General features: G+C 72.1%; 22 protein-coding genes. 4 read left to right on the forward strand and 18 right to left on the reverse strand.

The features are described 5' to 3' along the window. Positions 1 to 36: 36 nt before the first annotated feature. The 7 genes from galK to AB4039_RS12700 all read right to left on the reverse strand — a co-directional run bounded on the left by galK (position 37) and on the right by AB4039_RS12700 (position 8,285). Entirely contained in the window at positions 37 to 1,236 is a 1,200-nt protein-coding gene (galK, locus tag AB4039_RS12670; protein ID WP_266844534.1) for a galactokinase, read from the reverse strand. Next, positions 1,233 to 2,282, reverse strand: a complete 1,050-nt coding sequence (galT, locus tag AB4039_RS12675; RefSeq protein WP_442270748.1) for a galactose-1-phosphate uridylyltransferase — start codon at positions 2,280 to 2,282, stop codon at positions 1,233 to 1,235. The genes galK and galT overlap by 4 nt, the downstream gene beginning before the upstream one ends. Before the next feature lie 112 nt (positions 2,283 to 2,394). Beyond that, positions 2,395 to 3,408, reverse strand: a complete 1,014-nt coding sequence (locus AB4039_RS12680; RefSeq protein WP_266844537.1) for a LacI family DNA-binding transcriptional regulator — start codon at positions 3,406 to 3,408, stop codon at positions 2,395 to 2,397. Next, a complete protein-coding gene (locus AB4039_RS12685; RefSeq protein WP_442270749.1) occupies positions 3,405 to 5,189 on the reverse strand; it encodes a glycoside hydrolase family 36 protein in 1,785 nt (594 codons plus the stop codon). Before AB4039_RS12685 ends, AB4039_RS12680 begins: the two co-directional genes overlap by 4 nt. 2 nt (positions 5,190 to 5,191) lie before the next feature. After that, positions 5,192 to 6,022, reverse strand: coding sequence for a carbohydrate ABC transporter permease (locus tag AB4039_RS12690; protein ID WP_266844541.1), 831 nt, complete (start codon positions 6,020 to 6,022; stop codon positions 5,192 to 5,194). After that, positions 6,019 to 6,942, reverse strand: a complete 924-nt coding sequence (locus AB4039_RS12695) for a carbohydrate ABC transporter permease (protein WP_442270750.1) — start codon at positions 6,940 to 6,942, stop codon at positions 6,019 to 6,021. Before AB4039_RS12695 ends, AB4039_RS12690 begins: the two co-directional genes overlap by 4 nt. Then, the gene (locus AB4039_RS12700; RefSeq protein WP_266844545.1) at positions 6,939 to 8,285 is read right to left on the reverse strand and encodes an ABC transporter substrate-binding protein; all 1,347 of its coding nucleotides are present in this window, start codon (positions 8,283 to 8,285) and stop codon (positions 6,939 to 6,941) included. The genes AB4039_RS12695 and AB4039_RS12700 overlap by 4 nt, the downstream gene beginning before the upstream one ends. A gap of 214 nt (positions 8,286 to 8,499) precedes the next feature. Here AB4039_RS12700 and AB4039_RS12705 point away from each other — a divergent pair, with 214 nt between their 5' ends. Then, complete coding sequence (locus AB4039_RS12705) at positions 8,500 to 10,494, forward strand: hypothetical protein (protein WP_442270751.1); 1,995 nt, start codon at positions 8,500 to 8,502, stop codon at positions 10,492 to 10,494. 65 nt (positions 10,495 to 10,559) lie between these two features. Here the strand turns inward: AB4039_RS12705 and AB4039_RS12710 are convergent, their stop codons facing one another. The 4 genes from AB4039_RS12710 to AB4039_RS12725 all read right to left on the reverse strand — a co-directional run bounded on the left by AB4039_RS12710 (position 10,560) and on the right by AB4039_RS12725 (position 15,353). After that, positions 10,560 to 11,447, reverse strand: coding sequence for a hypothetical protein (locus AB4039_RS12710; protein WP_442270752.1), 888 nt, complete (start codon positions 11,445 to 11,447; stop codon positions 10,560 to 10,562). 76 nt (positions 11,448 to 11,523) lie between these two features. Beyond that, positions 11,524 to 13,065: an AMP-binding protein gene (locus tag AB4039_RS12715; RefSeq protein WP_266844550.1), complete on the reverse strand. Its 1,542-nt coding sequence runs from the start codon at positions 13,063 to 13,065 to the stop codon at positions 11,524 to 11,526. A gap of 213 nt (positions 13,066 to 13,278) precedes the next feature. Then, a complete protein-coding gene (locus AB4039_RS12720) occupies positions 13,279 to 14,361 on the reverse strand; it encodes an SGNH/GDSL hydrolase family protein (protein WP_442270753.1) in 1,083 nt (360 codons plus the stop codon). A 134-nt stretch (positions 14,362 to 14,495) separates the two neighbouring features. Beyond that, positions 14,496 to 15,353 carry a helix-turn-helix transcriptional regulator gene (locus tag AB4039_RS12725; RefSeq protein ID WP_266844554.1) on the reverse strand — a complete coding sequence of 286 codons (858 nt, stop codon included), beginning with the start codon at positions 15,351 to 15,353 and terminating at the stop codon, positions 14,496 to 14,498. Between the two features lie 173 nt (positions 15,354 to 15,526). Between AB4039_RS12725 and AB4039_RS12730 the strand changes: the two genes are divergently transcribed. Further along, on the forward strand, positions 15,527 to 16,270 hold the full coding sequence (locus tag AB4039_RS12730; protein WP_266844556.1) for an SDR family oxidoreductase: 744 nt from the start codon (positions 15,527 to 15,529) through the stop codon (positions 16,268 to 16,270). Positions 16,271 to 16,289: 19 nt separating this feature from the next. Here the strand turns inward: AB4039_RS12730 and AB4039_RS12735 are convergent, their stop codons facing one another. Together AB4039_RS12735 and AB4039_RS12740 are read right to left on the reverse strand one after the other, a co-directional pair. After that, on the reverse strand, positions 16,290 to 17,126 hold the full coding sequence (locus AB4039_RS12735) for a hypothetical protein (RefSeq protein ID WP_442270754.1): 837 nt from the start codon (positions 17,124 to 17,126) through the stop codon (positions 16,290 to 16,292). A gap of 119 nt (positions 17,127 to 17,245) precedes the next feature. Continuing rightward, on the reverse strand, positions 17,246 to 17,755 hold the full coding sequence (locus tag AB4039_RS12740) for a RidA family protein (protein WP_266844560.1): 510 nt from the start codon (positions 17,753 to 17,755) through the stop codon (positions 17,246 to 17,248). Between the two features lie 288 nt (positions 17,756 to 18,043). Between AB4039_RS12740 and AB4039_RS12745 the strand changes: the two genes are divergently transcribed. Then, positions 18,044 to 18,703 carry a rhomboid family intramembrane serine protease gene (locus tag AB4039_RS12745; protein WP_442270755.1) on the forward strand — a complete coding sequence of 220 codons (660 nt, stop codon included), beginning with the start codon at positions 18,044 to 18,046 and terminating at the stop codon, positions 18,701 to 18,703. Between the two features lie 230 nt (positions 18,704 to 18,933). Next, positions 18,934 to 19,710, forward strand: a complete 777-nt coding sequence (locus AB4039_RS12750) for a hypothetical protein (RefSeq protein ID WP_266844564.1) — start codon at positions 18,934 to 18,936, stop codon at positions 19,708 to 19,710. 44 nt (positions 19,711 to 19,754) lie between these two features. Here the strand turns inward: AB4039_RS12750 and AB4039_RS12755 are convergent, their stop codons facing one another. The 5 genes from AB4039_RS12755 to AB4039_RS12775 form a co-directional block, all read right to left on the reverse strand. Continuing rightward, positions 19,755 to 20,498, reverse strand: a complete 744-nt coding sequence (locus tag AB4039_RS12755; RefSeq protein ID WP_442270756.1) for a helix-turn-helix transcriptional regulator — start codon at positions 20,496 to 20,498, stop codon at positions 19,755 to 19,757. A gap of 10 nt (positions 20,499 to 20,508) precedes the next feature. After that, on the reverse strand, positions 20,509 to 21,447 hold the full coding sequence (locus AB4039_RS12760; protein WP_266844568.1) for an alpha/beta hydrolase: 939 nt from the start codon (positions 21,445 to 21,447) through the stop codon (positions 20,509 to 20,511). A gap of 125 nt (positions 21,448 to 21,572) precedes the next feature. Continuing rightward, positions 21,573 to 23,045, reverse strand: coding sequence for a neuraminidase (sialidase) (locus tag AB4039_RS12765; protein WP_266844570.1), 1,473 nt, complete (start codon positions 23,043 to 23,045; stop codon positions 21,573 to 21,575). A 319-nt stretch (positions 23,046 to 23,364) separates the two neighbouring features. After that, complete coding sequence (locus tag AB4039_RS12770; RefSeq protein WP_442270757.1) at positions 23,365 to 24,606, reverse strand: glycosyltransferase; 1,242 nt, start codon at positions 24,604 to 24,606, stop codon at positions 23,365 to 23,367. Continuing rightward, positions 24,569 to 25,417: a MerR family transcriptional regulator gene (locus tag AB4039_RS12775; protein WP_442270764.1), complete on the reverse strand. Its 849-nt coding sequence runs from the start codon at positions 25,415 to 25,417 to the stop codon at positions 24,569 to 24,571. Before AB4039_RS12775 ends, AB4039_RS12770 begins: the two co-directional genes overlap by 38 nt. Positions 25,418 to 25,539: the final 122 nt, after the last annotated feature.

Raw genomic sequence — 25,539 nt, forward strand, 5'->3', positions numbered from 1 at the left:
CCCTGCCCCCTGCCCCCTGCCCCCTGCCCCGGCGGGCTACCGCCTCCCGCGCTCGGGCGCGAGGCGGCGGGCGCCGGCCGCCGGGGTCACGGGGAACAGGCGCGGGGGGCGGTGGCCGGCCGCACCGAAGGCGGTCGTGACGGACCCGCCCACCGCGTCCTCCCGCCCCGCCTCCACCAGCGCGATGACGGAGCCCCCGAAGCCCCCGCCCGTCATCCGGGCGCCGAGCGCCCCGGCTTCCAGCGCGGCGGTGACGGCGAGGTCGGTCTCCGGGCACGAGACCCGGTAGTCGTCGCGCAGCGAGGCGTGGCCCGCGGTGAGGATCGGGCCGAGGGCCGCCGCGTCGCCCTCCCGCAGCCGGGAGACGGCCTCCGCGACCCGGGCGTTCTCGGTCACGACGTGGCGCACCAGGGGCGCGAGTTCCGCCGGCAGGACCTCCAGGGCCTTCGGCAGCTCGCCAGCGTCCACGTCGCGCAGGGCGGGCAGCCCGAGCAGCGCGGCCGCGCGTTCGCAGCCCGCCCGCAGGGCGGCGTACTCCCCGTCGGCGAGGTCGTGGGAGACCCGGGTGTCGATCACCAGCAGCCCCAGCCCCTGGCCCCGGAGGTCGAGGGGCACCTGCCGGTGCTCCTGCGGGGTACGGGCGTCGAGGTGGAGGGCGGCCTCGGCGGTGCAGCAGATCGAGGCCATCTGGTCCATGATCCCGCAGGGGACGCCCGCGAAGGCGTTCTCCGCGCGCTGGCCGATCCGGGCCAGTTCGGGCCCGGGCAAGCCCAGCCCGTACAGCGCGTCGTAGGCGACGGCGACCACGCACTCCAGCGCCGCCGAGGAGGAGAGGCCTGCGCCGGCGGGCACCGTGCTGTCGAAGTGGAGGTCCGCTCCCCCGACGGTGTGGCCCGCCTCGGCGAGTGCCCAGACCACGCCGGCCGGGTACGCGGCCCAGCCCGTCACCGCCCCCGGAGCCAGCTCGGCCACGGACAGTTCGGTGATCCCCCCCTGCCCCTGCGCGCTGTGCAGCCGCAGCCGCCCGTCCGTACGCGCGCGGGCGGCGAGCAGGGTGTTCTGCGGGAGGGCGATGGGCAGGGCGAACCCGTCGTTGTAGTCGGTGTGTTCACCGATGAGGTTCACCCGCCCCGGCGCCGCCCAGACCCCGTCCGGGGGCCCCGCGAAGAGCCGCGCGAAGTCGTCCGCGACGCCGTCGGCCCGGCTGTCGTCGTCCCACTGAGCGGTCCGGTTCACGCCCGGGCCTCCCGCAGTCGTCGCGCGGCCTCCTCGGGGGCCACGTCGTTGATGAAGGCTTCCGTCCCGGATTCCGTCCCGGCGAGGAACTTGAGCTTGTCGGAGGTCCGCCGCACGGTGAACAGCTCAAGGTGCAGGGCCAGTTCCTCCCCGCCGGTGCGTGGGGCCTGGTGCCAGGCCGAGATGTACGGGGTGGGACCCGGCCCCTGCGGCTGCCCCGGTACGGGGAACAGCCGGTCGAACCGGCGCAGCAGGTCCAGGTAGAGCTCCGGGAACTCGGCCCGCTCGGCCTCGGTGAGGCGGGTCAGGTCGGGGACGCGGCGGTGCGGGTAGAGGTGCACCTCGTACGGCCAGCGGGCGGCGTAGGGCACGAAGGCGGTCCAGTGCTCCCCGGCCGTCACCACCCGGTCGGTGGCGGCGCGGGCGCCCGCCAGCAGGTCCTCGAAGAGGTTGCGTCCGGTGGCGGCGCGGTGTGCGGTCGCGGCGGCCGTCATCTTGGCGGTGCGTGGTGTGACGAACGGGAAGGCGTAGATCTGGCCGTGCGGGTGGGCGAGCGTCACCCCGATCTCGGCCCCCCGGTTCTCGAAGCAGTACACCTGCTCGACTTCCGGGAGGGCCGAGAGCTCCGCAGTGCGGTCGGTCCACGCGTCCAGGACCAGGCGGGCGGCGGCCGGCGTGAGGTCGGCGAATCCGGCCCCGTGCTCCGGGGTGAAGCACACCACCTCGCAGCGTCCGGCCCCGCCCGCGAGGGAGGGGAAGCGGTTCTCGAAGACGGCGACCTCGTAGTCGTCGGCCGGGATCTCGCTGAGCCGGCCGTCCCGTGAGGGGCAGAGCGGGCATTCACCGGCGGGCGGGTGGTAGGTGCGGTCCTGCCGGTGGGAGGCGATGGTGATCCAGTCACCGGTCGCCTCGTCCCGCCTCAGTTGCGGGCGGGTGCTCACCCGGTCCAGCGGGCGCGGATCGGACGCATCGCGCACGGCGCCGTCGTCGGTGTCGAAGTAGATCAGTTCGCGGCCGTCCGCGAGTTTCGCGAGAGTCTTCTTCACTCGCCAAGACTAAACAGATTTCAAATCAAATCAACAGCATGGAACCAATGATTCTACAGAAATCAACAACACTCGATGTGGTCCTGTTGCTTTCAGAGCGGTTCCCCGCCGGTCAGGCCCCGGGGACGGGATCCACGGGCGCCGGCCCGGTGGTCGCCCGGATGACCAGTTCGGGGTCGAACAGCAGCTCCCCCGTAGGCACGTCCCGGTTGCTCACCAGCGCCAGTACGCTGCGGCCCACCTCCAGCGCCAGCCGGTCGGCAGGCTGGCGCACCGTGGTCAGCGGAGGATCCGTGAACTCGGTGATGGCCGAGCCGTCGTAGCCCACCACCGATACGTCCCCGGGCACCGAGCGCCCGTGCCGGCGGACGCCCCGGATCGCCCCGAGGGCCATGTAGTCGCTGGCCGCGACGATCGCGGTGGCGCCCAGGGCGAGCAGCGGGCCGACGGCGGCCTGGCCGCCCTCCACCGTGTAGGACTGCCGGATCACCCAGCGCTCGGGCTCCTCGATGCCCCGCTTGGCCATGGCCTCCAGGAAACCCCGCACCCGCCGGTCGGCGGGCTGGTTGCCGGCCGGGCCCGAGGCCATCCCGATCCGGCGGTGGCCCAGTCGGTGGAGGTGGTCGACGGCCAGTTCGGCGGCGAGCGCGTCGTCGGTGGAGAAGACCGGGGTGGGCACCCCGTCCGCGAACTCGCCGTTGATCCCTACGTAGGGGACCCGGCGCTGGCGCAGCAGTTCGTACGTCTCGGTGTCGGCGCCGTCGACGGTGTTGGACGCGGACAGGAAGACCACGGCCGCGACTCCCTTGTCCACGAGCGCGGAGATGAAGTCCCGCTCCTGCACTCCGCCCGGGAAGGCGGGGCACAGGATCGTCTTGAGTCCGTGCGGGGCGAGGGCCGACTCGATGCGCTCGGCGACATCGGCGAAGAACGGGTTGGAGACGAACTCGGTGATCACCGCGACCAGTTGGCCCTGGACCTGCCGTTCGTAGCCGAGCTCCGTCATGGCCTGCTCGACCGCGTCCCGGGTCTTCTTCGACACGCCCTGGCGCCGGTTGATCACCCGGCTGACGGTCGCCTCACTGACCTGGGCGCGGGCTGCGACCTCGGTGATCCCGACCTTCATCGCGGTCCTTCCGTGATCGTGAGCGATGCCATGCCGCCGCGCGGCACGGAGAGCGAGCGTGCTCCCTCCGGCAGGTACGTCGGCGGATCGTCCATGATACGGCCGTCCGGCCCGTGGACCACGCCCCGGACCCGGCCCCCGCCGCCCATCACCTCGACCATCACCCGGTCCCGGTCCGAGCCGTTGACCACGTAGAAGTGGCGGTACGCGGAGAGGTCCAGCGGGACGACCCGGTCGCCGTGGACGCTCAGCAGGCAGTGGTCCCCGGCGCTCGCCCGCACCAAGGGGTACAGCTCGTCGGGCCGGCCCGGTTCCACGTCCCCGTCCAGCAGCAGCTCGCGGTGGCCCCGCCACTGCGCCAGCCAGAAGCCGATGGCCTCCCGGTGCGCCGCGGGCACCCGGTCCAGCCGTACGGAGATCTGCGGCACCGAGTGCAGGGCCCCGATCAGCTGCCGGGCCACCGTCGTCACGGGCGCGTCGGCCGACCACAGGAGCATGTCGGAGTGGACGGCTCCACCGACGGCGAGCAGTGCCGTGTCGAGGGTGCGGACCCGGTTCGCGGTCGCGTCCGCCGGGCAGTCGAAGGAGCGCAGCATGTTGCCGAAGGGGGCCATGCCGGGTCCCGTGTAGGGCTGGCGCAGTTCCAGGAGCACCCCCGGGCGTACGGATTCCAGGACCGCGCGCAGTTCCGCCAGCAGGGTCACCATGGCCTGTCCTACGTCCCCCGCGCCGTCGCCCGCGTACACCATGGCCTGGTCGAGGAAGTCGAGCTTCAGTCCGTCGAGCCCGTACGCGCCGACCAGCCGGGCGCAGAGGCCGACCACGTGCGCGCGCACCTCGGGGCGGCGGGGGTCGAGCACGTGCGCGCCGGGGACGGTGGCGGGGGCGGGCGCGCAGGTCGCCCAGCGGCGGTGGCAGGCGGCCTCGGGGCCGAGGAGCAGGGGCGCGACCCAGGCCAGGTAGCTCAGCCCCTGATCGCGGACCCGGGCGACGTGCCCCGCGAAGTCGGGGAACTTGGCCCGGTCGGGCTGCCAGTCCCCGCAGCCGGCGTAGCCGCGTCCGTGGCCCAGCTCCTGCCAGCCGTCGTCGAGGATCAGCGCTCCGCAGCCGAGTGCGGAGGCCAGTGCGGCCTGGGTTTCGACGGCGGCCGCGTCGACGTCCTGGTTGAAGGCGTACCAGGTGGAGTAGACGGGCGTGCGGGCCGCGTCGGGCACCACCGCGGTCGCGGTCGCGGCGGCGAACCAGGCACGCAGGGTCCGCATGGCCCGCGCCACCGAGGGCGATCGGGGGACGAGCAGGATCCGGTGGGCCCGCGCCGAGGCGGGCAGGTGGAGGTGGACGACGTGGGTGTCGTTCTCCTCCGAGACCCCGAAGCGCAGGGCAGCCTCGGGCACCGGGTCGGCGGCGGCGAAGGTGAGCAGGGTGGCGCCCGTGTGGTCGTAGAGGCATCCGGCGGCGTGTCCGTCGACCAGCGAGACCCGGGAACGGCCCTCCCAGTCGGCGAGGAGGGTGCGCTGCCAGCCGCCCTGCGGGTGCCAGTATCCGGCGGCGTCACCGAGGGCCACGGAGAAGCGGAGCTCGACGGGGGCGCCGTCGGCCCGCACCTCCAGTACGCGCAGCCCCCCGGAGAGTTCGCCGAGGGTCCAACGGGGATCGGTGCCCGGAGCGTGGGCGAGGACGGCGAGCGAGACCCCGTCGAGCAGCGGCTCGCCCCGGGCGGGTGTGAGCCCCGCGGTGGTCACGGCCCCGGAGCCGTCCGACGAGGCGGTGGTGGTGTGCACGGTCACTCCTTCACGGCGCCGGCGAGCAGGCCGGACACGAAGTGGCGCTGGAGCGCCAGGAACACGAGGGCCATGGGGATGGCCGCGGCGGCCGTTCCGGCGAGGATCGCGCCGTAGTCGGTTTCGTCGAGGCCCTGCAGGGAGGCCAGGGCCACGGGGACGGTGAACGTGGCGCCGTCGCGCAGGACGATCAGCGGCCAGATGAAGTCGTTCCACTGGTAGAGGAAGAGGAAGATCGCCAGGGCGGCCAGGGCCGGCTTCATGGGCGGGAGCACCACCTTCCGGAACAGCCGCAGTTCGCCGCAGCCGTCCATGCGCCCCGAGTCGAGGAGTTCGTCGGGGAGCGCCGCCATCGACTGGCGCATCAGGAAGATGCCGAAGGGCAGGGCCAGGTTGGGCATGATCACGGCCTGGTAGGTGCCCAGCCACCGGAGCCCGGCCATCATCTGGAAGAGCGGTACGAGGGTGACCTGGGCGGGGACCACGAGTCCGAGCATGAGCAGTGCGAACAGGGCCTCGCGGCCCCGGAAGCGGTACTTGGCGAAGCCGTAGCCGGCCAGGGTGCAGACGGCTCCCGCGCACAGGGTGTAGATCACCGCGATGAACAGGGAGTTGAGGACCACCCGGCCGAACTGCGCGGTGTCCTGGAGGGTGTGGAGGTTGGCCGCCAGGTGGCCGCCGGGCAGCAGCGGCGGCGGACTGTCGAAGATCTCCGGCGAGCTGTGCGTGGCCCCGACCACGAGCCAGTAGAAGGGGATCAGGACGGCGGCGAGGGCGATGGCGAGTCCGGAGGTGAGCAGGATGCTCCTGCCGCGGTGGCGGGCGGGCGTCATGACTTCTCCCCCAGGAAGCGGAACTGGATCACTCCGAGAATTCCGATGAGGACGGCCAGGGCGTAGGCGATGGCGGACGCGTATCCGAAGTCGAAGTACTTGAAGGCGTTCTGGTACAGGTACACGCCGATGGTCAGGGTGGCGTTGTCCGGGCCGCCGCCGGTGAGCACGTACGGCTCGTCGAAGATCTGCAGGGTGCCGATGGTGGAGAGCACCGTGGTGAGCAGCAGCGCGGGGCGCAGGCCCGGCAGGGTGACGTGCCGGAAGGAGGTCCAGGCACCGGCTCCGTCCACGGCCGCCGCGTCGTACAGCTCGGCAGGCACGGACTGCAGGCGGGCGAGCAGGATCACCGCGTTGTACCCGGTGTAGTGCCAGGTGAGCGCGAGGCCGAGGGAGACCTTCGCCCACAGCGGGTCGGTCAGCCACGGCACCGGGTCCAGACCCGCGAGCCCCAACAGCCAGTTGACGAGCCCGTAGTCCTTGCCCAGCAGGACGGAGAAGACGAGCCCGTAGGCGACCAGGCCGGTGATCATGGGCAGGAAGAAGCCCAGCCGGAAGAGCGCGCGGCCGCGCAGCAGGGTGGAGTTCAGGGCCACGGCGAGCCCGGTGGCGAGGGCCAGCATGACGGGCACCTGGACGACGAGGATCACCGCGGTGTTCTTCAGGGCGGTCCAGAACAGCGGATCGCGCATCAGGCGCGTGTAGTTGTCGGCGCCGACGAACCGCTCGGTCCCGCCGACGGTCTTGTGCAGGCTGATCACGAAGGACCGGCCGATGGGGTAGATCTTGAAGACGGCGAAGAGGAGCAGCGCGGGCAGGACGAAGAGGTACGGTGCCACGCGCCGGCGGGGCCGGGGCCGCGGGGCCGTCCCCCGGGAGGCGACGGCCCGGGGTTCTCCGTCGGTGAGCGTGGTGGTCATCGGTGGACCTTGCGCCCGGTCTGCCGGCCGAGCTGGTCGGCGGCATCCCGCAGCACCTTCGCCGGGTCGGCGCCGCCCAGCAGCACCTTGGACTGGGCATCGGTGACGAGCTTGAGGGCGCGGGCGTAGTCGGCGGTGTAGTTGAAGGCGGACGAGGGGGCCTTGAGGGCCTCCAGGAAGACCTCGCCCTTCCGCTGACCGCCGAAGAAGGGGGACGGCTCGTGGAAGACCGCGTCGTCGTACGCCTTCATCAGGGCGGGGGCGATGCCCTTGCCCTTGTAGATCTGCACCTGGGAGGCCGGGCGGGTGAGGACGAACTCGACGAAGGACCAGGCTGCGGCCTGGTGTTCGCTGGCGCCCGCGACGGCGAGGTGGGTGGAGTTGACCGTGGCCGCGGTGGAGCCGCCCCGGCGTACGGCCGGGGGAAGCCTGACCTTCCACTTCCCGGCTTCCTCGGGGACCTGTTCCTGGATGATGCCGCCGAACCAGGTGGGCATGGGCAGGACGGCCGCGGTCCCCTGCTTCAGGGAGCTCATCAGGGCGTTCCAGCCGCCCGCGAGATCGCTGACCAGGCCGGCGTCGTTCATCGTCTTGATGAGGGTCATGGCCTTCACGGCTTCCGGGGAGTCGAGCGTGATCTCGCCGGAGAGGCTGAAGTAGAAGGCACCCTGCAGTTGGAGCAGCATCTGGAAGAAGTTGGCGGCGTCGGCCTGTGAGGCGGGCTTGTCGATGCCCAGCAGGTGGGCGCCGGTCTTCTGCTTGATCTCCTTGCCGGCTTCGATGGTCTCCTCCCAGGTCTGGAGGGCGTCCGCGTCCACCCCGGCCTTCTCGAAGAGGTCGGCGCGGTAGTAGAAGCCCGCCGAGTTCGCTTCCCAGGGCAGGGCGTTGACGCGCTTGCCATCGGGGCAAACCGTCTGCCACATGCCCTGTGCGAAGGCGTCCCGGTAGGCGTTCGCGCCCAGGGGGCCGAGGTCGGCGAGGCCGCCGGGGAACTTCTCCACGTAGCCCGGCAGGTAGTCGACCCCGATGTGCAGGACGTCGGCGAGGCCCTGGCCGTTGGCGGCGAGCCCGGTGGTGATCTTGTCCCAGATCGCCGGGTTGCCGATGTCCTCGACCGTCACCTCGATCCCGGGGTACTTCTTGTTGAACTCGGGGACGAGGGCCTTCATTTCGGCGGCGGGCCCCTGCCAGGACCAGACCGAGATCCTCCCCTTGTCCTTGTCCCCGGCGGCCCCCTCCTGACCCGTGGCGCCCGTTCCGGAGCAGGCCGTCAGGCCGGTCAGCCCGGCCCCCGCGGCGACCGCGCCGCCCATCCGCAGCACTCTCCGACGTCCCAGTTCCATACCTGACCCACCCCTTGCTCGCACCGTCGCGGAAGCCGATGGGCCAGGACTGTAACGAGGCACCCCCACGCTTGCAAGAGTTCGATGAAATCTTTCAGTTCGATCCAGCAGGGGATTCTGACAAGTTCATTGCAGACCTTCAGTGGAGGTTGCTAGCGTGCCGCCCGCCCGCGCCGTGCAGACCGGCCGCCCCGCCACAACCCGGGAGAACCCGATGACGCGTTCCCGTGTGTCACTCCTGTCCGCCCTCGCCCTGCTCCTCCCGCTCACCCCGCTCGCCCTCGGGGGCCAGGCCTCGGCGGCGGCGCCGGGCCCGGCCGCGGGGCAGTCCGTACCGCCCGCGCCCGCCCCGCTCACCGTCGTCAACCCCGGCTTCGAACAGGGCGCCGCCGGCTGGCGGTTCACCGCCGGGACCGGAGTCGCCACGAACTACCCGCACGGCGCGGCCCGCCTCGCCTACCTGGACGCCGGACCCGCGATGAAGGTGTCCCAGACCGTGACGGCCGCCGGCCGGGGCACGTACGACATATCCGCCTGGATCGCGACCGGCGGGCCGAACGGCCGCTACGTCGCCCGCGTCAACGGCACGGTCGCCGCCGCGCTGACCCTGCCGARCGCGACGAACTACCGGCGCTACACGCTGAGCCGGATCGCCCTCGCCCCCGGCGACACGCTGGAGATCGCCTTCGAGTCGGGGGACGGCTGGGTCAACGCCGACGACGTGATGCTCTCGCCCGCCTCCCCCGCGGACCCGAAGATCACCTCCTCCGACCCCAAGATCGTCGAGATGTTCGACTGGTCCAAGCGGAAGGCCAACAGCTGGGTACACCTGCCGGGCACCCAGGGCCCGCTCGACGTCGACGAGAACCACACCGGCGGCAGCGGCACCGGCGCCTATGCCGCCTCCTACTGGGCCGGTTACGCCAACCGCAGCGGCTACTACTCGCGCGACACGGCCCACCAACTGGCCGGCGCCGGGGTGCTCGCCCTGAACGCCGAGAACCGGACGATGCTCCGCTCCTTCGCCGCCTCCGCCACTCCCGAGCACAAGTACTACCCGGCCTGGGCCCTCAACTTCGACGCGAAGAGCTACCTGTCGATCGACTACAGGAGCCCGGTGAACTTCGTCCGCGAGGTGCCCGCCACCTTCGAGCTGGTGCAGAAGTCCGAAGAGGCGTACCGCTGGAGCGGCGACCGCTCCTACGTCGACGATCCGGTCCTGTGGAACTTCTACCGGCACGCAACCGACGAGTTCGTCACCCTGCACGACGGGCTCAAGGACAACGGTACGGTCAAGGTGGCCGAGGGCACCGGCCAGGGCATCTTCCAGGGCACCGCCAGCTACAACGAGCAGAGCGGCGAGCCGCTCGCCGAGGCCGGCGACGCGATCGGCTCCCAGTACCAGGCCTATCTGGCGATGTCCTCCCTCGCCCGCTCGAAGGGGGACCGCGCGCTCGCCGACCGCTACGGGGCCAAGGCCCGGGACCTGAAGGCGTACTTCAACTCGACCTGGAGCGGGACCGGCTCGGGCGCGGACATGGTGCGCGGCTACACCACGGACGGGCGCGCCCTGACCGGCTGGGGCAAGGAGAACAGCTGGTTCATGCCGCTGAAGCAGATCCTCGACCCGGGTCCGCGCCGGGAGGCCTATCTCGACTACATCGACCAGCAGGCCTCGGGCCCGGGCCGGCCCGACAACATCGAGGCCCTCACCTACCTGCCGGACACCTTCTTCCGGAACAACCGGGCCGACACCGGCTGGAAGTGGATGAAGGACGTCTACGACCACAAGGACATCCAGCACGTGAACACCAAGCAGGGCACCAACGGGGACTATCCCGAGGTCTCCTTCACCCTGCTCGGCCAGACCGTCGAAGGGCTGCTGGGAGTCTCCCCCGACGCGCCCGCGCACGCCCTGAGCACCCAGTCCCGGCTGCCCTCGGGGATGGACTGGCTGCAGATCGACGACCTGCGGATCGGCGACTCGGCCTTCTCCCTGCGCCACGACGGGGCGACCCGTTCCTCGCTCACGCACACCTCGGGCCGCTCCTCCTACACCTGGGAGGCCCGCTTCCCCGGCACCCACCCCACGCTGAAGGTCAACGGGGTGGCCCGGCCGGCCCGCACCAAGGTGATCGACGGGGTGACGTACAGCTACGTGACCCCGCTCGTCGCCCCGGGCCGCACGGTCACGGTCCAGGCCGACTGAGCCCCGGCGCCCCGGCGGGAGACCGCCGGGGCGCGGCGTCCGCCCGGCCGGGTGCCGGGCCGGTGTCAGATCTCCAGGGCTCCGGGGAACGGCCCGTTCCCGACGCCGGGAGCGGTGACGGCCAGCCAGCCGTGACCGCTCATGGGGGTGTTCTCGTCGATCTCCTCCGGGTCGACGGTCACCGTTTCCGCCACTGCGTTGGCGTTCGCCTCGCAGGAGGCGTTCGGTTCGTACAGGCCGGGTTCCCAGTACTCGTCTTCCGTCTGGGGGGTCTCCCAGGGCAGCGGGTCGCCCGTCCATGCCGGCTCGCGGTAGGTCTGGTACGAGCGGATGACCCGGCCCTGCTCGGCGATGGCCCAGCCGTGCTGGTCGTCGTAGGCGTCGCGGAAGTAGAAGTGGGCCTGCCCGCAGTGCGCGCTGACCCAGGCCAGTACCTCCTCCTCGGCGCAGCCGGCCACCGGGCCGCCGAACACCATCCGCCAACCGTCGAACTCGGGCGTGACGAATGCCCGGCAGACGGTCGTCTCCTCGCCGTCGGGGCCGGTCGTCACGGCCGTGTCGTGCTCCACCGCCGACATCCCCATGGCCATGGTCGCGGGGATGCGGTCGTGGAGCCCCAGGGCGTCGAAGACACCCTCGTACGTGGCCGCCGGCACGGCGATCCACACGTACGGGCAGTGGTGGTCCAGCGGCCGGTCGGTCGGCAGCTTGATCCGGACCAGGCGCTCCAGCGCCCGCCGGTCCCGGTCGCTCAGCTCGTCCCCGGCACCGATCAACGCCAGCGCGTGCAGCGCATGGCGGCGCATGGCGCCCGGCCCGCTCCGCCGTATCTCCAACAGGCCGCCGGTCCCTTCGGCTCCGAGCGCCTTCAGGCCCTTCTCGACCTGCCACACGGCATCTCGTCGGGCGAGCTGCGAAAGGAGTGACTCAAGTGTCGGGTTCTGCGTGTTCATGACGCCGACCCTAGAGGAGGGCCCGATCGGGCGGGTACGTCACCGACCGCGCGGTGGAGGGGGCCGGAGACCACGGTCAGGCAGACGGGGCCGGCTCGACCGCCCTGCTGCGGAGCAGCTTCTTGTCCGGCTTGCCCGCGTCGGTCAGGGGCAGCGCGTCGACGAAGGCGAAGCTCGCGGGCTCGTACATGGCACCCTTCCGCTCCCGAACCATGGCGCGCAGCTCCTTATCGCCGACGTCGGCGCCCGGCGCGCGGACGACGACCGCGTGGACTCGCTCCATGAGGTTGGCATCGGGAACTCCGAGCACCGCGCTCTGCAGGACCTGCGGGTGGGAGTTCAGTACGTCCTCCAGTTCCACCGTGTACACGTGGCCTCCCACCACCACGATCATGTCCTTCAGCCGGTCCACGATCGTGATGTAGCCGTCCGGGTCGACGAACCCGATGTCACCGGTGTGCAGCCAGCCGTCCCGCAGCACCTCCGCGGTGAGCTCGGGCTGCTTCCAGTAGCCCTGCATCACGTGCGGGGAGCGTACGCAGATCTCGCCGTGTTCGCCGGCGGGCAGGTGCCGTCCGTCGGCGTCACGGACGGCGACCTCGACGCCTTCCATGACCTTCCCGGCGGTTCGCAGCAGCTCCGGGCGCAGCGGGTCGTGGTCCTGGGGGGAGAGCATGCTGATCCCGCCCGCTTCGTTCTGGCCGTAGAACTGGTTCAGCACGGGGCCGAAGCGCCGGACCGCCGCCGCGAGACGGGCCGGGGAGGAGGCGCAGCCCCCGTAGGTGAGCATGCGCAGGCTGGAGGTGTCGGTGCGGTCGACCTCGGGGTGGTCCATCAACTGGTAGAGCAGCGGCGGCAGCAGGAACATGTGGGAGATGCGCTCGCGCTCGATGGCGCTGAGCACGGCACCGGCCTCGAACTCTTCCAGCAGGACGACGGTGCCGCCGCGGTGCAGCGTGGTGTCCGCCACGAGGCCCCCCGCATGCGCGAGGGTGGTGCACACCAGAGCCCTGACCTGCCCCTCCTCGGACCAGTCCGGTCCGATGGACACCCACTGCTCGAAGGTCGTGCAGATGGCCTTGGGATGACCGGTGGTCCCACCGGTGTGGCGGATGGTGCAGATGTCCTGTGGCTGCGCCGAGCCCGGCAATACCTCGGTGGACTCCTCGGCGGCGAGCCGCACCAGGTCCGGGCCCGCCCCGCCGCCTCCCCCGAGGAACAACACCCGTTCCAGCGGCAATCGGCGGGCCAGGTCGGCGGCGCGCTCGCGGTGGGCCGGGTCGACTATCAGCGCCCGGGTCTCGACGTCCCGGAGGATGTCGGCGTGCACGTCGGCCGAAAGGCCCGCGTAGAGGTGGTTCACGGCGCAGCCGAGCAGCCCGGCGGCGTAGCGGGCCGCGATCGTCTCGGGGAGGTTGCCGGAGAGGAGGGTGACCGTCTGACCGCGTGTCACCCCCTGGGCGCGCAGTGCGCGGGCCATGGCGTGGACGAGGCCGCGCAATTCACCCGCGCTCACGCGTCGGTCCCGGTGTACCAGGGCCTCACGGCCCGGTTCCTTTGCCAAGGCGTCAAGAATCTCTTCCACGTGGCTGTGGAAGTGTTCGGTGGTGTCGTCCATACCGGTCCCCATTGGTTGACTTGAGCAACGAGTGGGAGGTTAACGGCCACCGATCCACGCGCCCAAGCCGGACGCCGACATCCGGCCAATACCCGCGCCGGGCCGCGCGGGCGGGGTGACGCGGCTCCGGGTGGCCATGCAGGTCGGCCACCCGGAGCCCTCAGCCGGCGCACGGGAGCCCCGGACTCCCCGGCGGCCGGCCGGCCAGGGGTGTCACTGCACGATGCCGGCCTTGCGCAGCGCGGCCGCGACCTGGGCGGTCTGGTTGTCGGCTCCGCGCTTGTTGGGGTGGAAGGTGGTCAGGGTCTCGTTGCCGCGGAAGATGCCACCGCCGTGGGCGAGCAGGCCCTGCAACCAGGCCGTCCAGCCGGGGGTGAAGGGCGGCATCTCCTTGCCGGCGGGGAAGCGGGCGGGCTTGTAGCCGTCGAGCTTGTCGTCGAACTCGTAGCGGCCGTAGAGGCCGAACATCCACTTGTCGGCGCCTTCACGGCAGACGTGGTGGGCGCGGGTGGATTCGGCGATGTCGACGTAGGTGTGCCCGTGGGCCTGCGCGGCATCGCGGATGACGGAGTCGACCAGGGCGAACTGCTCCTGGATGAAGGGCATGTCGCCCTTCTTGATCGTGATGTTCTCGTCCAGACCGCCGTCGCAGGTGCCCTGCCCGGCCGCGCTCGGGAACAGCGTGGGGTAGCCGACGAAGAGGAAGCGGGCGTGCGGGGCACGCTCGCGCAGCTCCGGCATCATCTTCGCGAAGCCGCTGCGCAGGTCGCCTTCCTTCTGCGCGAGGTCCGCGCGACCCTCGGCGGTGTTGCGGTAGTAGTCGGTGCCGGGACTGCCCAGGGACGACGCGCCCAGGGTGGCGCACTTGGCGATGATCTGGCCGAGGTTGTACTGGTTGCCTCCGATGCCGACGGTGGCCAGGGTGGTGGCCGCGCTCAGCGCGTCGATCTGAGCGGGGCGCGGGGTGGGGGTGAACCGCGGCATGCCGCTGTCGTCGACCGGGACGTAGGGCGGGCCCCCGAAGACCGTCTGCGGGGTGAGAATGCCTCCCAGCCCCAGCCCGCGGTCGTCGATCGTCGCGCCGCCGCAGGTGACGTCGATGAACTCGTGCCCGGAGAGGACGGTGTGGGCCAGCTGCTGCGGATAACTGTCCCTCGACCGGCCGGTGCAGTCGCCGTCCCGACCACCGAGGCCGCCGTCCACCGGCTCGCGGACGAGGTTGGCGTCACCTCCGATGAACTGGCCGGCGCTGTAGGAGTCACCGAGCGCGACGTACTGGGGCTGGATGCTGGACATGGAAGCCTTCCCGAGCAGCACTTTGCGTAGCAGTAAGACTACACAGGGCTACGTCAAGGAATACGACACACGCCTAGACATCTGGCATATGACGAGACATCACTCTCGCCGCCCGCTGCCGCCGGATCTCCGGCTCAGATCACCGGCGCGCCGGTGCCGGTTCGCGGCTGCGTGTGGCGAGTGGCGCGGAGGCTGCCGAGCAGGGCCAGGCCCCGGTCGCCGGGGCTGCCCGGTTCCGCGTGGTAGATCACGAGCTGCTGTCCCGGTGCGCCGCGAACGTCGAAGGACTGGTAGGAGAGCGAGAGGGGGCCGACCTCGGGATGGACGAGTTCCTTGGATGCGTGGGACTTTCCGCCGACGGTGTGCGCGGACCAGAGCGCGGCGAACTCCTCGCTCGCCCCGAGCAGGACGTCCAGCACCTCGCGCAGGCGCGGGTAGTGCGGTTCGAGGCCGGCCGCGCGGCGCAGGGCGGCGGCGACCGCCCCGGCCGACCGGTGCCACTGCGCGTGGAAGGCGCGGCCCGCGGGATCGAGGAAGGTCATGAGGGCGAGGTTGTCCGCGGCCCGGAACGGCGAGAAGAGCGCCTCGGCCAGGCCGTTGGCGGCCAGCAGGTCCAGCGCCGGGTTGAGGACGAACGCGGGGGTGTGCGCGTAACCGTCCAGCAGTCGGCGCAGCACGGGCGCGACCGTCTCCCTCGGCTGCGCCCGGTCACGCCGCGGCCCGCTGCCCGCCAGCCGGTACAGGTGGGCGAGGCCATCGCGGTCCAGGCGCAGGGCCGTCCCGATCGCGTCGAGGATCTGTGGCGAGGGGCCGCGCTCGCGGCCCTGTTCCAGACGGGTGTAGTAGTCGGCGTTCATTCCGGCCAGGACCGCCACCTCCTCCCGGCGCAGCCCCGCCACCCGGCGGCGCCCGTAGGAGGCCAGCCCGACGTCATCGGGCGTCAGCCGTGCGCGGCGGGCCCGGAGGAAGTCACCGAGGTCATTGCTGCTCATCTCCCCAGGCTAGACCGGGCCCCGGCCGCGAACCCGGGTGCGCCGTACCCCGGCACGGCCCGTCCTGGCCCGGCCCCGGCCGCCGCACCAGACTCCGGAACACCCAACCGTACGAGCCCGTCGGCCTCCCGACTCCGGTGCTTCGTACGGGACTTCTCCCAGGAGGAACAGGCATGACCGACACCACCGCCGTCACCCGGACCGTGGCCGTCACCGGCGCCAGCAGCGGCATCGGCGAAGCCACCGCACGCCGCCTGGCGGCGGACGGGTACCGCGTCCTGCTCGGCGCGCGCCGGACCGACCGGCTCGAACGGATCACAGCGGAGATCACCGGGGCGGGCGGCGAGGCCTTCTTCCGCAGGCTGGACGTCACGGACGCGCAGGACACCCGCGCCTTCGTCGACGCGGCGCTCGGCGCTTACGGCCGCCTGGACGCACTGGTGAACAACGCGGGCCTGATGCCGCTGTCCCCGCTCGACGCCCTGCGGACCGAGGAGTGGGACCGCATGCTCGACGTGAACGTCCGGGGCGTCCTGCACGGCATCGCCGCCGCCCTCCCCCCGATGCGCGCCCAGGGCGGCGGGCACATCGTGAACATCGCCTCCGTGGGAGCCTATGAGGTCTCACCCACCGCCGCCGTCTACTGCGCCACCAAGTTCGCCGTCCGCGCGATCTCCGAAGGCCTGCGCCAGGAATCCGCCGGCGGCATCCGGGTCACCCTCGTGTCCCCGGGCGTCACCGAGTCCGAACTCGCCGACACCATCGGCGATCCGGTGGCCCGGGAGGCGATGAAGGCCTACCGAGCCGTGGCGCTGCCCGCCTCGGCGGTCGCGGGGGCCATCGCGTACGCCCTGGCCCAGCCCCCGGAAGTCGACGTCAACGAGCTCGTCGTACGTCCGGCCGCGACCGCCCGGTGACCGGCCGGACACGGACTCGCTACGGGAGGGTGAGGATGCGGTCCGGGCGGTCGCCGTCGCGGGCCTCCGGGGTGGGGTAGAGGCGCCACTCCCCGCCGCGGAGCACCGCGACGGGGCAGGACCAGTTCTCGTGCGGTTCGGGGTCCACGATGTGGGTGGTGGCCGTGGTGACGTCGTGGATCACCAGCGAGAGGACCGCGATCGCACCCATGCCGACGTGCCCCTGAAGGGGGTGGTCGTCCGGGGCGGCCATCTCCGTGACGTAGAAGCGGTCGTCCACCCAGTAGCCGGTGTCGTCGAGGAAATTCGGCGCTTCCACCCGGATCCCGTCCACCCACAGCATCACCCTGGACCACCGCCCCTGGACGGTCACCGCCCGGTGGCGGTCGTCGGTGGTGAACGCGGCCCGCACCCCGAACCGGGTGTAGCAGTCCCAGAAGCCGCTGCAGGCGCCGGCCACCGGGCCTTCGCGCGGAACCGGCCGCTCGCCGGCGGGCGGCGGGACGGGCTCCTGTGAGCAGGTCCGCGGCTCTCGGCAGGCGCGGTCGATCCGGCGGGTGCAGCCGAGGCCCAGCGCCGCGAAGTCGCGGGGCGACAGTCGGGACAGCAACTCGCCCAGGCGCTCGCGGTAACCGTCCTCGCCGAGCCGCGCGGTCTGCTCGGCGGCGCCGGCCCACCACTGCCGGACGGCGAGCGCCTCGGACGAACGGCTCAGCCAGTCGTGCCACGGGTCCGTTCCCGGGTTCAGCTCCGGGTTCGCCTCCGGGTCCCGCTCCGGCGCCTGCGGTCCTGCCCGTTCCGCCTCGGGCTTCGTCTCGGCAGTCGCCCGGTTCCTCCACCTGCGCCACAGCCACATCGCGCCCCACCCCCAGCGACCGATCGTAGGCCCTGGACTTCACAGGACGCCCACCCCGGTGTGCCGCGCCCGGCGGACCGCACAGCGGCCGCGCGGCTACCGCCGCGCGGCCCGCTGGGTCAGGAGCGCGGCGACACCAGCGCGACGGCCTCGATCTCCACCAGCTGATCGGGGAACGCGAGGTCCGTGACACCGAGGATGGTGTCGGTCGTGCGGTGGTTGCCGTTGTACTCCTTGTGCAGCCGCGCGGCCGTGTCGAAGTTCTTGCGCAGGTCCTTGGTGTAGATCTTCATGCTGACGATCTGGCTGCGCGGGATCTTGTAGTGCGCGAGCACCTTGTCCAGGTTGTCGAACGACGTGCGCACCTGCTTCTCGAAGTCGCCGACGCCCACCAGGTTCCCGGCCGCGTCATGCGACAGCTGGCCCGAGATGTAGACCGTGTCCCCGGCTCTGATCGCCTGCGAGTACCCATAGGACCCCTCCCACGGCACCCCGAACCCGAAGTGGTCCCAGCCGCGGCGCCCTTGGTCCTGCGCGCTGGCTCCCTGCAGTCCCGTGAAAGTGATCATCGCGGCCACGACCGCGGCCACCACAGCGGTGATGCCGAACCTGCGCCCTGACTTGGTCATTTCCCTTGTCCTTTCGTGCCCAGTGGAGCCTGGAGCCCCGACACTGACAGGGCACGAGCGAGAACTCCTCGAACGGGAATCGATTGGACGTGGAACCACCGAGCGGAAGTGGTTGTTTCCGTCAACGCGTCCTATGGCGGGGGCCGTTACCCGAACCGGTGCCCCGGGTACGGCCGGTCGGCATGTCATTTCCTCGTGCTGTTGTCGGCGCTGTCCGGACAGGGAAGTGCGTCGCCACTCGCACGGCGTGCCTGTCGGTGTGGCCGCACCGTCTGGCAGGCTTCGATCATGAACATGCACATCGTGTTGCTCTATGGATGCGCGGTGGCCGTCATCGTGCCGGGCATCCGCCTCTTGACGACCCTCGCCGCGGCGGACGGCGGGGAGACGCCTCCTCCCGTGGCCTTGCTGCGGGCGTGGCGCCGGCCGGTCCCGGGAGTCGCCGTGGGGCTGCTGGCAGCCATGGTGGTGCTGGGTGTGCTCCAGACGGTCGTCCCCGGCACGATCAATGCGCTGGCGCGACACCCTCATGGTGCGTGGTGGCGAGCGGTGACCGCCTTGGCGGTGCAGTCGTCAGGATGGATCCAACTCCTGTTCAACCTGGCCGCCCTCGCGGTTGTGGCTCCGGTTGCCGAGCGGCAGTTCGGCCCCTGGCGGACGATGCTGGTCTTCGCCGCGAGCGGGGTCACCGCCCAGGCGGTGAGCATGGCCGGCTGGAGCGTTCGGGGAGGCGGCGACTCGGTGGCGATCTGCGGCCTCGTGGGCGCGCTCGCCACCTGGTACGCGGTGCGCGGCAGCGTCGTCGCCCTGCGGTGGGTGTCTCTCCTCGTCCCCGCCGCAGGTCTGGTCCTGTGTCTCCTCACCAACAACCACGGCGTGGGCCTTCTTGTCGGCGCCGCGCTGGGAGTCGGACTGACAGTGCCCGCGCGCTCGCCCCTGTCGGCATGACCCGGCGTGACGGCTGGTGGTCGCGTCGGTGTCGGGCATGGTGAACCCGTGCACGGTGCAGGGTAGATCTAGGAGGTGTGGTCGACGCCCCCCGGCGGCGACCTCGGGCCGGGTGGTGAGGAACTGGCCGGGGTGTCCACAGGGGACCCGCTGCTGTCACCCGGACGGGGCCCGTGCAAGATGGCGCTGCCGGCCAGAACCGTGGTCGACCCCAAGCCCGAGGAAGACCCATGTCGACCGCTGAACCCTGGCCCCCGGCACCCATCGCGCCGTGGCCCCCCGCCCCTCCCCGACGATACGGAAAGTGGCTCGCCCTCGGCGGCTGTACCGGAGCCCTGGGCTGCGCCGCATTGGTGGTCCTGGCAGTGGTCTGCGCCGTGGTGGCGTTGGTCGCGATGGTCTTCTGGGGCCGCATCTGGGAGCCCGGAGCTCCGGGCGACGCCCTCGTGCTGACGAATGCCGAGGCGGCAGGAGTGTGGGAAGACGGACGAGGCGGCAGCCTGGTCCTGGCCGGGGACGGGACGTTCAGCGCCTCATCGGCCTGTGGCGACTACTTCGACCCCCAGAGCCGGGCCAGCTCCGGCTTCGGCCTCGCCCCGTCCAAGACGGGTACGGGGACCTGGGAACTCCGATCGGCGTCAACGGTCGAGGGCGGGCCGCGGCAGTCGACCGTTGACATCGCATTCGGCCCCGGCGGTGTGAGCAGCAGTTACGAGGCGACCGGCACGACCGCGGCCCCGATGCTCTGGGCATACATCGGTGATCCCGACGACGGGGATCGCTGCATCCTCAAAAAGGCGGCAGTCTCCGGCGCGTACGGCGAAACGCGCTCCGAACCCGGCACCGGCGTGCCCGTGTCCGTATCCGCGTCGGTGTCCGTGCCCACCCGCGACCGGCCTCGCACACGGGCACCCCGGGACTGCTTCTCCCGGGACTGCACGAGCGTGCCGACCGCCTCGCTCTGCGGGTCCCGGCCGTCGGCCGGCGCGCACGGCCCGTGTAGCTGACGGCCGCTGTCGGGGGGATCCGCGGACCCGGCTCCTTCACGGGTTCACCGGCGTGGTGCCTTCGGTTGGTCGAGGTGGGGTGCGAGTGGGGCCAGTGTGGTGGGCCGCACGGCGCCGGATGCGGCCGAGCCGCGCAGCAGTTCGGTCAGGTCGTGGGGCTGGGCCGGCTCAGCGGTGGGGGCCGCCTCCGTGATGCGGTCCAGCCGGAAGCCCCGGCCGGACCGTCGTGTGCGGCACCAGGCGATGAGGTACCACCGGCCTTCGGCGGTGAGCAGCCCGGCCGGTTCCACTTCACGGTCGCTTCCGCGGCCTGCCGCGTCCGTGTAGGTCAGCCGAAGGACCGTGTTCGTGCTGAGGGCCCGTTCCACCGCGGCGCGGACCGTGGAGTCGGTCGGCGAGGGCTGCGCCACGATCCGTACGGCCAGTTGCCGCGCCGCCGCCGAGGCGGTCCCGGTCATCGAGGCCGCGATCTTCTGGGCCGCGGTACGGGCCGCACCGGCGTACGGGGCGCAGGCATCGGCGGCGGCGAGGGCCACGGCCAGTGCCGAGGCTTCATCGGCGGTGAAGTGGATCGGGGGCAGGGTCATCTCCCGGTCGATGGACCAGCCCCCGCCCCGCCCGGTTGTGGTGCGTACCGGGACACCGGTCTCCATCAACGCCTGCAGGTCACGCTGCACCGTACGCGTGCTCACCTCGAACCGCGCGGCGAGCGCCGAGACCGTCATCGGCCGCGGCGCCACCGCGCGCAGTTCCTCCACCAGGGCATAGAGCCGGACCGTACGGTTCATGCCGACGACGCTAGCGTCCCGCGGAGGCCAGGAACTCCTGCTCGCGCCGCAGTTGCCGCTCGGTGACGGTCAGCGGGAACAGGGTGAAGCCGTGCATGGCGCCGGCGACGAGTTCGAGTTGCGCGGGCGCGCCCGCCGCTCGCCACCGCCCGGCCAGGAACACCGAGTCGTCCAGCAACGGATCCTCGGTGCCGACGACGATGCGGGCCGGCGGCAGGCCGGCGAGGTCGGCGTACAGCGGCGAGACCTCGGGATCGCGGCGCTGCTCCGCCCCCATGCCGGGCGTGCACTGCTCGTAGGTCCACCGCAGCGTGTCGGTGTTGCTCAGCAGCCGCCGGGAGCCGAACGCTCGCTGGCTCGGTGTCATCGACAGGTCGTAGGGGCCGAAGAGCAGGTGGGCCGCCCGGAAGGCGCCGGTGACGCCGTGCCGGTCGCGAAGGCGCAGCAGCGTCAGCACGCTGAGGTGGGCTCCGGCCGATTCGCCCCCGATCAGCAGCCGTTCGGTGCCGAACTCGGCCGCGGCGTGCTTCACCAGCCATCGGGCCGCCGCTTCGCAGTCGTCGGGCCCGGCGGGGAAGGGGTGTTCGGGTGCGAGGCGGTACTCCACGCTGACCACGGCCAGCCGTGCCCGCTCGGCGAGGCGCCACAACCTCTCGTCCTGACCGTCCGAGGAACCGAACATCCAGCCGCCGCCGTGGATGTGGAGGTACACGCCGTCGACGTGGTCCGGCCTGAAGACCCGTACCGTCACCCCGCCCTCGACGATGCGGTCCTGACCGCGCGCCAGTCTCACCGGTGGCGTGTCGCCGCCGAGCCGGTTGCGCCGCAGGCCGGCCAGCAGGGCCGCGTCCGGCGTTCCCGCGCGCTGCGGCCGGCTCGCGGCGGTGGCCTCGAACCGCTCGTTGAACGTCAGGGTCTCTGCGAGGCGGTCCTCGTCTGTGATCATCATGTCGCTCATGCTCACAGCCGTGCGCGACAGCGTGATGTCACCCTTTTCCGGAGAGCTGCGTCACACTCCTGCCGTATCGGCGAATCCGTGAATCGGCGAATCGGCGAATCGCACGACCGGGGCGGTCACGAGGTGCGGAAGCTGCCGCTGTACACGTCCGTACGGTTCTGCGGAGCGTGGGAGTGGGTCTCGGTGAGCACCGCCCGTACTCCCTTCCCGTCCGCCACCAGGCCTTGGTAGTCGCCGAGGAAGTAGCCCCCGGCGAACGGCGCCTGCAGCCAGTCGAAGACCCGTGAGATCCGTCGTTCGCTCCGCAGCTTCGGTTCTCCGTGCGGCAGCGTGGCCAACTGGTAGGCGGTGGGCAGGGTGGTGGTGTCGCCCGGCCTGAGGAAGCGCAGGTCGTAGTAGGTGAGCGCGACCGTGCCCCGCTCGTCGACCGCGATCGACGGGGAGAAGGCCGGCACGCCCTCCGGGCTGATCAGCTCCGGGGTCCCCCAGGTGCGACCGCCGTCGGTGGAGCGCACCAGCTGGACGGAGTCGAAGCTGCCGCCTGAGAAGTCCGAGCCCTCGTAGGCCATGTACAGCGTGCCCGTCTTCGGGTCGACGGCCGGGCTGGGCAGGGTGGATCCGGCGCGCAGCGCCTTGGTGGGGTCGTTCGGGTCGACCTCCGGTACGGAGGTGTCCCGGGCCACGGTGACCGGGGCGCTCCAGGTCTCTCCGGCGTCGGTCGAGGTGACCACCTGGTAGTGGGCCTCGACGACGGTGGTCAGGTCGTCGGCGAGGGTGATCCGGTCGAAGAAGTCGTACAGGGCGCCGGTGCGCCGGTCGACGACGATCAGATGGCCGATGGTCTGGGTGTTGGGCACGCCGCTGGTGTCGACGAACCGCCGTGCCTCGCTCCAGGTGCGGCCGCCGTCGCGGGTGAGGGAGATGTAGCCCGGTCCGTCGAGGGAACTCGGGCCGGGCGGGTCGTTGTCGAGGCGGTCCCAGACCTGGTAGGCGGTGCCCTTGCGGATGGGGTCGGCGGTGAGCGAGGGCTTGTCGTTGAAGAACGGCTCTTCGTCGACGTGCGTGGTGGTGAGGTTCCGCCAGGTGCGGCCGCCGTCGCGGGACGTGGCGGCGAGGAGGGCGCTGCGCGTGCTCTTCGTGAAGTCGACGCCCTCCCCGCCCGCGTAGACGGTGCCGTCCGGTCCGGTGCTCACCCAGGGGTCGGTGGCCCGTTCGAAGTCCGCGCCGCCCGGGGCGCAGAGACTGAACGGCAGCGTGCTCGGGTGGAAGGTGCGGCCGTCCGTGGTCCAGGCGGCCGCCAGACCACGGGCGCCGCCGTCGTTCCAGCGGTCCTGTTGGAACACCGTGACCACGCGCTTCGGGTCGCGGGGATCGACGGACAGGTAGGGCTCGACCTCGGTGCCCGGGTAGACGACGCTGTCGGGGGACCTCGCGCCGATGGTGCAGTCCGCGTACGGGTCGCCGTCGGACACCTGGGCCAAGGGCGCGCCGTCGGGGTTCCGGTCCGCTGCGGCGGGAGCCGCGCCGGTGACCGTGGTGAGCAGGATCGCGGCGGTGGCGACAGCGGTCACGGGCAGGAAGACGCGCATGCGGGATCTCCTCGGGCCTCGGCGGCCGGGGTGTGCGGGACCGCCGTCAGCGGGGCGGCGTGGGGTGCCGCGGAGGCGTACCGGAACCCGATGGCGGGACGACTCCGCTTGATCCTCTTCGGCGCCGCGGCCGGTGTCCTTGATGGGCCGGACGGCGGAGTCCTGGCAGCCGGTGTCTTCCGGCGCCCCCTCCCCGCGGACCACCGCCCGCACGCCCGTCGCGCGGGCGGGCCGTTTCGGCGGTCGTGGTGTGGAGCGTGCCGATGAGGAGGCTCCCGATGCGCAGGGTCACGTATTCGCTGGGCGTCTCACTTGCCGGCTACGTCGTCGGGCCGGACGGCGGCGGCTTCAACCCGGTCAGCCGTCCTACGGCCGACACCACGGCGCCCGACCCGTCCTCCGCCGTCATGTGCCGCGCCACGGTCGCGGCGGCCTGCATGTACGACGGCTCCCGCACCACCCGCGCGAGCGCGTCGCCGAGGCCCTCTGCGGTGAGGGAGCGGAACGGGATCGGGGCCGGGGCCGCGCCCACCGCTGCCAGCCGTCCGGCCCAGAAGGGCTGGTCGGCGGTCACCGGCACCGTGACCGACGGCACGCCGGCGCGCAGCGCCGCCGCCGTCGTGCCGGCCCCGGCGTGGTGGACGACGGCGGCCAGCCGCGGGAACAGCAGGGCGTGCGGAAGGTCACCGACGGTCAGGACGTCGTCCCCCTCGGCGGCGAGCCCGGCGCTGCCCGACTGCAGTACGCCGCGCAGCCCCGCCCGCCGCAGTGCGCGTACGGCGATACCGCTGAGGCGTTCCCCCTCCCCTCCGGCCATGCTGCCGAAGCCGACGAGCACCGGGGGCGGCCCCGCCGCCAGGAAGTCCTCCAACTCCGCGGGCAGCCGCCGGTCTCCGCCGACGTACGGCCACCAGGGGCCGGTCACCGCCAGGCCGGCCGGCCAGTCGGACGGGCGCGGCACCAGTGCCTCGCTGAAGCCGTGCAGAACGGGCCACCCGGATTCCTCCTGGCGCCGGCGCATGCGTGCCGCCGTCAGCGCCGGCAGCTCCAGGCGGGCGCGCAGCCGGGCCACCGCCGGCTCGAAGACCCGGTCGGCCATGCCCAGGGCGAATCGCCCGGCCGCGCGGTTGCCGAACCGGCCCAGCGACCGGGTCCCCGTCACAGTCGGGGGAAAGTCGCCCGTCGGAGTGGTCGGCTGGAGGTACACGCCGATGCCCGGTATCCCGGTGGCCTCCGCGACGTGCCAGCCGAGCGGTGCGGTGGTGGCCGACAGCAGGAGCAGGTCCGTGTCCCGGTCCACCGCTTCGGCGAACCCCTCCCCCAGTTCGGTGACGAACGCGGCGGCCGCCCTCAGCAGTTCGCGCCTGCCCCGGACCGCCCCGTGCGCACGGTGGTCCGCCGGCAGGGGCCGGAACTCCAGTCCGGCTTCGTCGGCCAGGGGCTCGAAGGTCTCCGTGGCGGCCAGCGCCACCTCGTGCCCGGCACGGCGGAGTGCGACGCCCAGCCCGGTGTAGGGGGCGACGTCACCGCGCGAGCCGGCCGTGGCGATCAGGATCCTCATGGGTCTTCCTCACGTGTGGTGCGTTCGGTGCGGGCAGGGCACCTGTACGGCGCGAGGCGTTCGCGTGGACCGCCTCGTGCAGGTAGGCGGCCAGCCCCGGCCGCTGCTGAGAGGGCGGCACCACGAGGGCGAAGGCCCGCGGGTCGGCGGCGAAGTCGGCGGCGACGCGCCGGTGCATGTCGGGCGGGCACGGCGTGAACCAGCGGGTCACGTGCAGCCGGTGTGCCTCGGCGACGTCCATCGCCCGTTCGCCGTCCGCCGGTTCGCCGTCGTCGAAGGCGGCGAGCAGCTCCGCACGCCAGTCGGCGGCCTCGGCCATGAGCCGGCGCCAGTCCTCCTTGGTGTGGGCCGCGGCACGGGCCATCGCCTGCCGGTGCCCGTCGGAGTCCCGCCACTTCAGCTGCGCTTCGGTGGCGTAGCTGAGGTCGAAGACGATCTCGCCGAAGACCTCGAACCGCTCCTCGGGCGTCAGGGACACCCCGGTCTGCTGGACCTCGACCGCCCGCTCGGCCACCTCTGCCAGCCGCTGCAGACGGGCGATCTCCTCGGCCAGCCGCCGCTGCCGCGTCCGCAAGTGGTCCAGTGCGTTCGCCTGCGGGTCGGCCAGGATCGCGGTGATCTCGTCGAGGGAGAAGCCCAGTTCGCGGTAGAAGAGGATCTGCTGGAGCCGCGCGAGGTCGGCGTCGGCGTAGCGACGGTACCCGGTCCGGCTCCGGTCGCCGGGCGACAGGAGCCCCGTCCGGTCGTAGTGGTGCAGCGTGCGTACGGTGACCCCGGCGAAGGCCGAGACCTGACCGACGGTGTAGCCCATGGGCCTGCCCTTTCGTTCAGTCACAGCCTGAAGCCTGACGTAGGGGAAGGGTCAACCCGTCGCGGGTGCGGAGGCGGCCGGCAGCCGGCTGGGGAAGGGGCGCGGGGCCGTGTCGGCTCCGA

The organism is Streptomyces sp. M-16 (assembly GCF_052114405.1).
Lineage (GTDB): Bacteria > Actinomycetota > Actinomycetes > Streptomycetales > Streptomycetaceae > Streptomyces.

Coding starts and splice junctions, on each gene's coding strand:
- AB4039_RS12680 (WP_266844537.1), bottom strand. CDS start 3,408: ATGAAGGTCGGGATCACCGAGGTCGCAGCCCGCGCCCAGGTCAGTGAG.
- AB4039_RS12690 (WP_266844541.1), bottom strand. CDS start 6,022: ATGACGCCCGCCCGCCACCGCGGCAGGAGCATCCTGCTCACCTCCGGA.
- AB4039_RS12695 (WP_442270750.1), bottom strand. CDS start 6,942: ATGACCACCACGCTCACCGACGGAGAACCCCGGGCCGTCGCCTCCCGG.
- AB4039_RS12700 (WP_266844545.1), bottom strand. CDS start 8,285: ATGGAACTGGGACGTCGGAGAGTGCTGCGGATGGGCGGCGCGGTCGCC.
- AB4039_RS12710 (WP_442270752.1), bottom strand. CDS start 11,447: ATGAACACGCAGAACCCGACACTTGAGTCACTCCTTTCGCAGCTCGCC.
- AB4039_RS12715 (WP_266844550.1), bottom strand. CDS start 13,065: ATGGACGACACCACCGAACACTTCCACAGCCACGTGGAAGAGATTCTT.
- AB4039_RS12720 (WP_442270753.1), bottom strand. CDS start 14,361: ATGTCCAGCATCCAGCCCCAGTACGTCGCGCTCGGTGACTCCTACAGC.
- AB4039_RS12725 (WP_266844554.1), bottom strand. CDS start 15,353: ATGAGCAGCAATGACCTCGGTGACTTCCTCCGGGCCCGCCGCGCACGG.
- AB4039_RS12730 (WP_266844556.1), top strand. CDS start 15,527: ATGACCGACACCACCGCCGTCACCCGGACCGTGGCCGTCACCGGCGCC.
- AB4039_RS12735 (WP_442270754.1), bottom strand. CDS start 17,126: ATGTGGCTGTGGCGCAGGTGGAGGAACCGGGCGACTGCCGAGACGAAG.
- AB4039_RS12740 (WP_266844560.1), bottom strand. CDS start 17,755: ATGACCAAGTCAGGGCGCAGGTTCGGCATCACCGCTGTGGTGGCCGCG.
- AB4039_RS12745 (WP_442270755.1), top strand. CDS start 18,044: ATGAACATGCACATCGTGTTGCTCTATGGATGCGCGGTGGCCGTCATC.
- AB4039_RS12750 (WP_266844564.1), top strand. CDS start 18,934: ATGTCGACCGCTGAACCCTGGCCCCCGGCACCCATCGCGCCGTGGCCC.
- AB4039_RS12755 (WP_442270756.1), bottom strand. CDS start 20,498: ATGAACCGTACGGTCCGGCTCTATGCCCTGGTGGAGGAACTGCGCGCG.
- AB4039_RS12760 (WP_266844568.1), bottom strand. CDS start 21,447: ATGATGATCACAGACGAGGACCGCCTCGCAGAGACCCTGACGTTCAAC.
- AB4039_RS12765 (WP_266844570.1), bottom strand. CDS start 23,045: ATGCGCGTCTTCCTGCCCGTGACCGCTGTCGCCACCGCCGCGATCCTG.
- AB4039_RS12770 (WP_442270757.1), bottom strand. CDS start 24,606: ATGAGGATCCTGATCGCCACGGCCGGCTCGCGCGGTGACGTCGCCCCC.
- AB4039_RS12775 (WP_442270764.1), bottom strand. CDS start 25,417: ATGGGCTACACCGTCGGTCAGGTCTCGGCCTTCGCCGGGGTCACCGTA.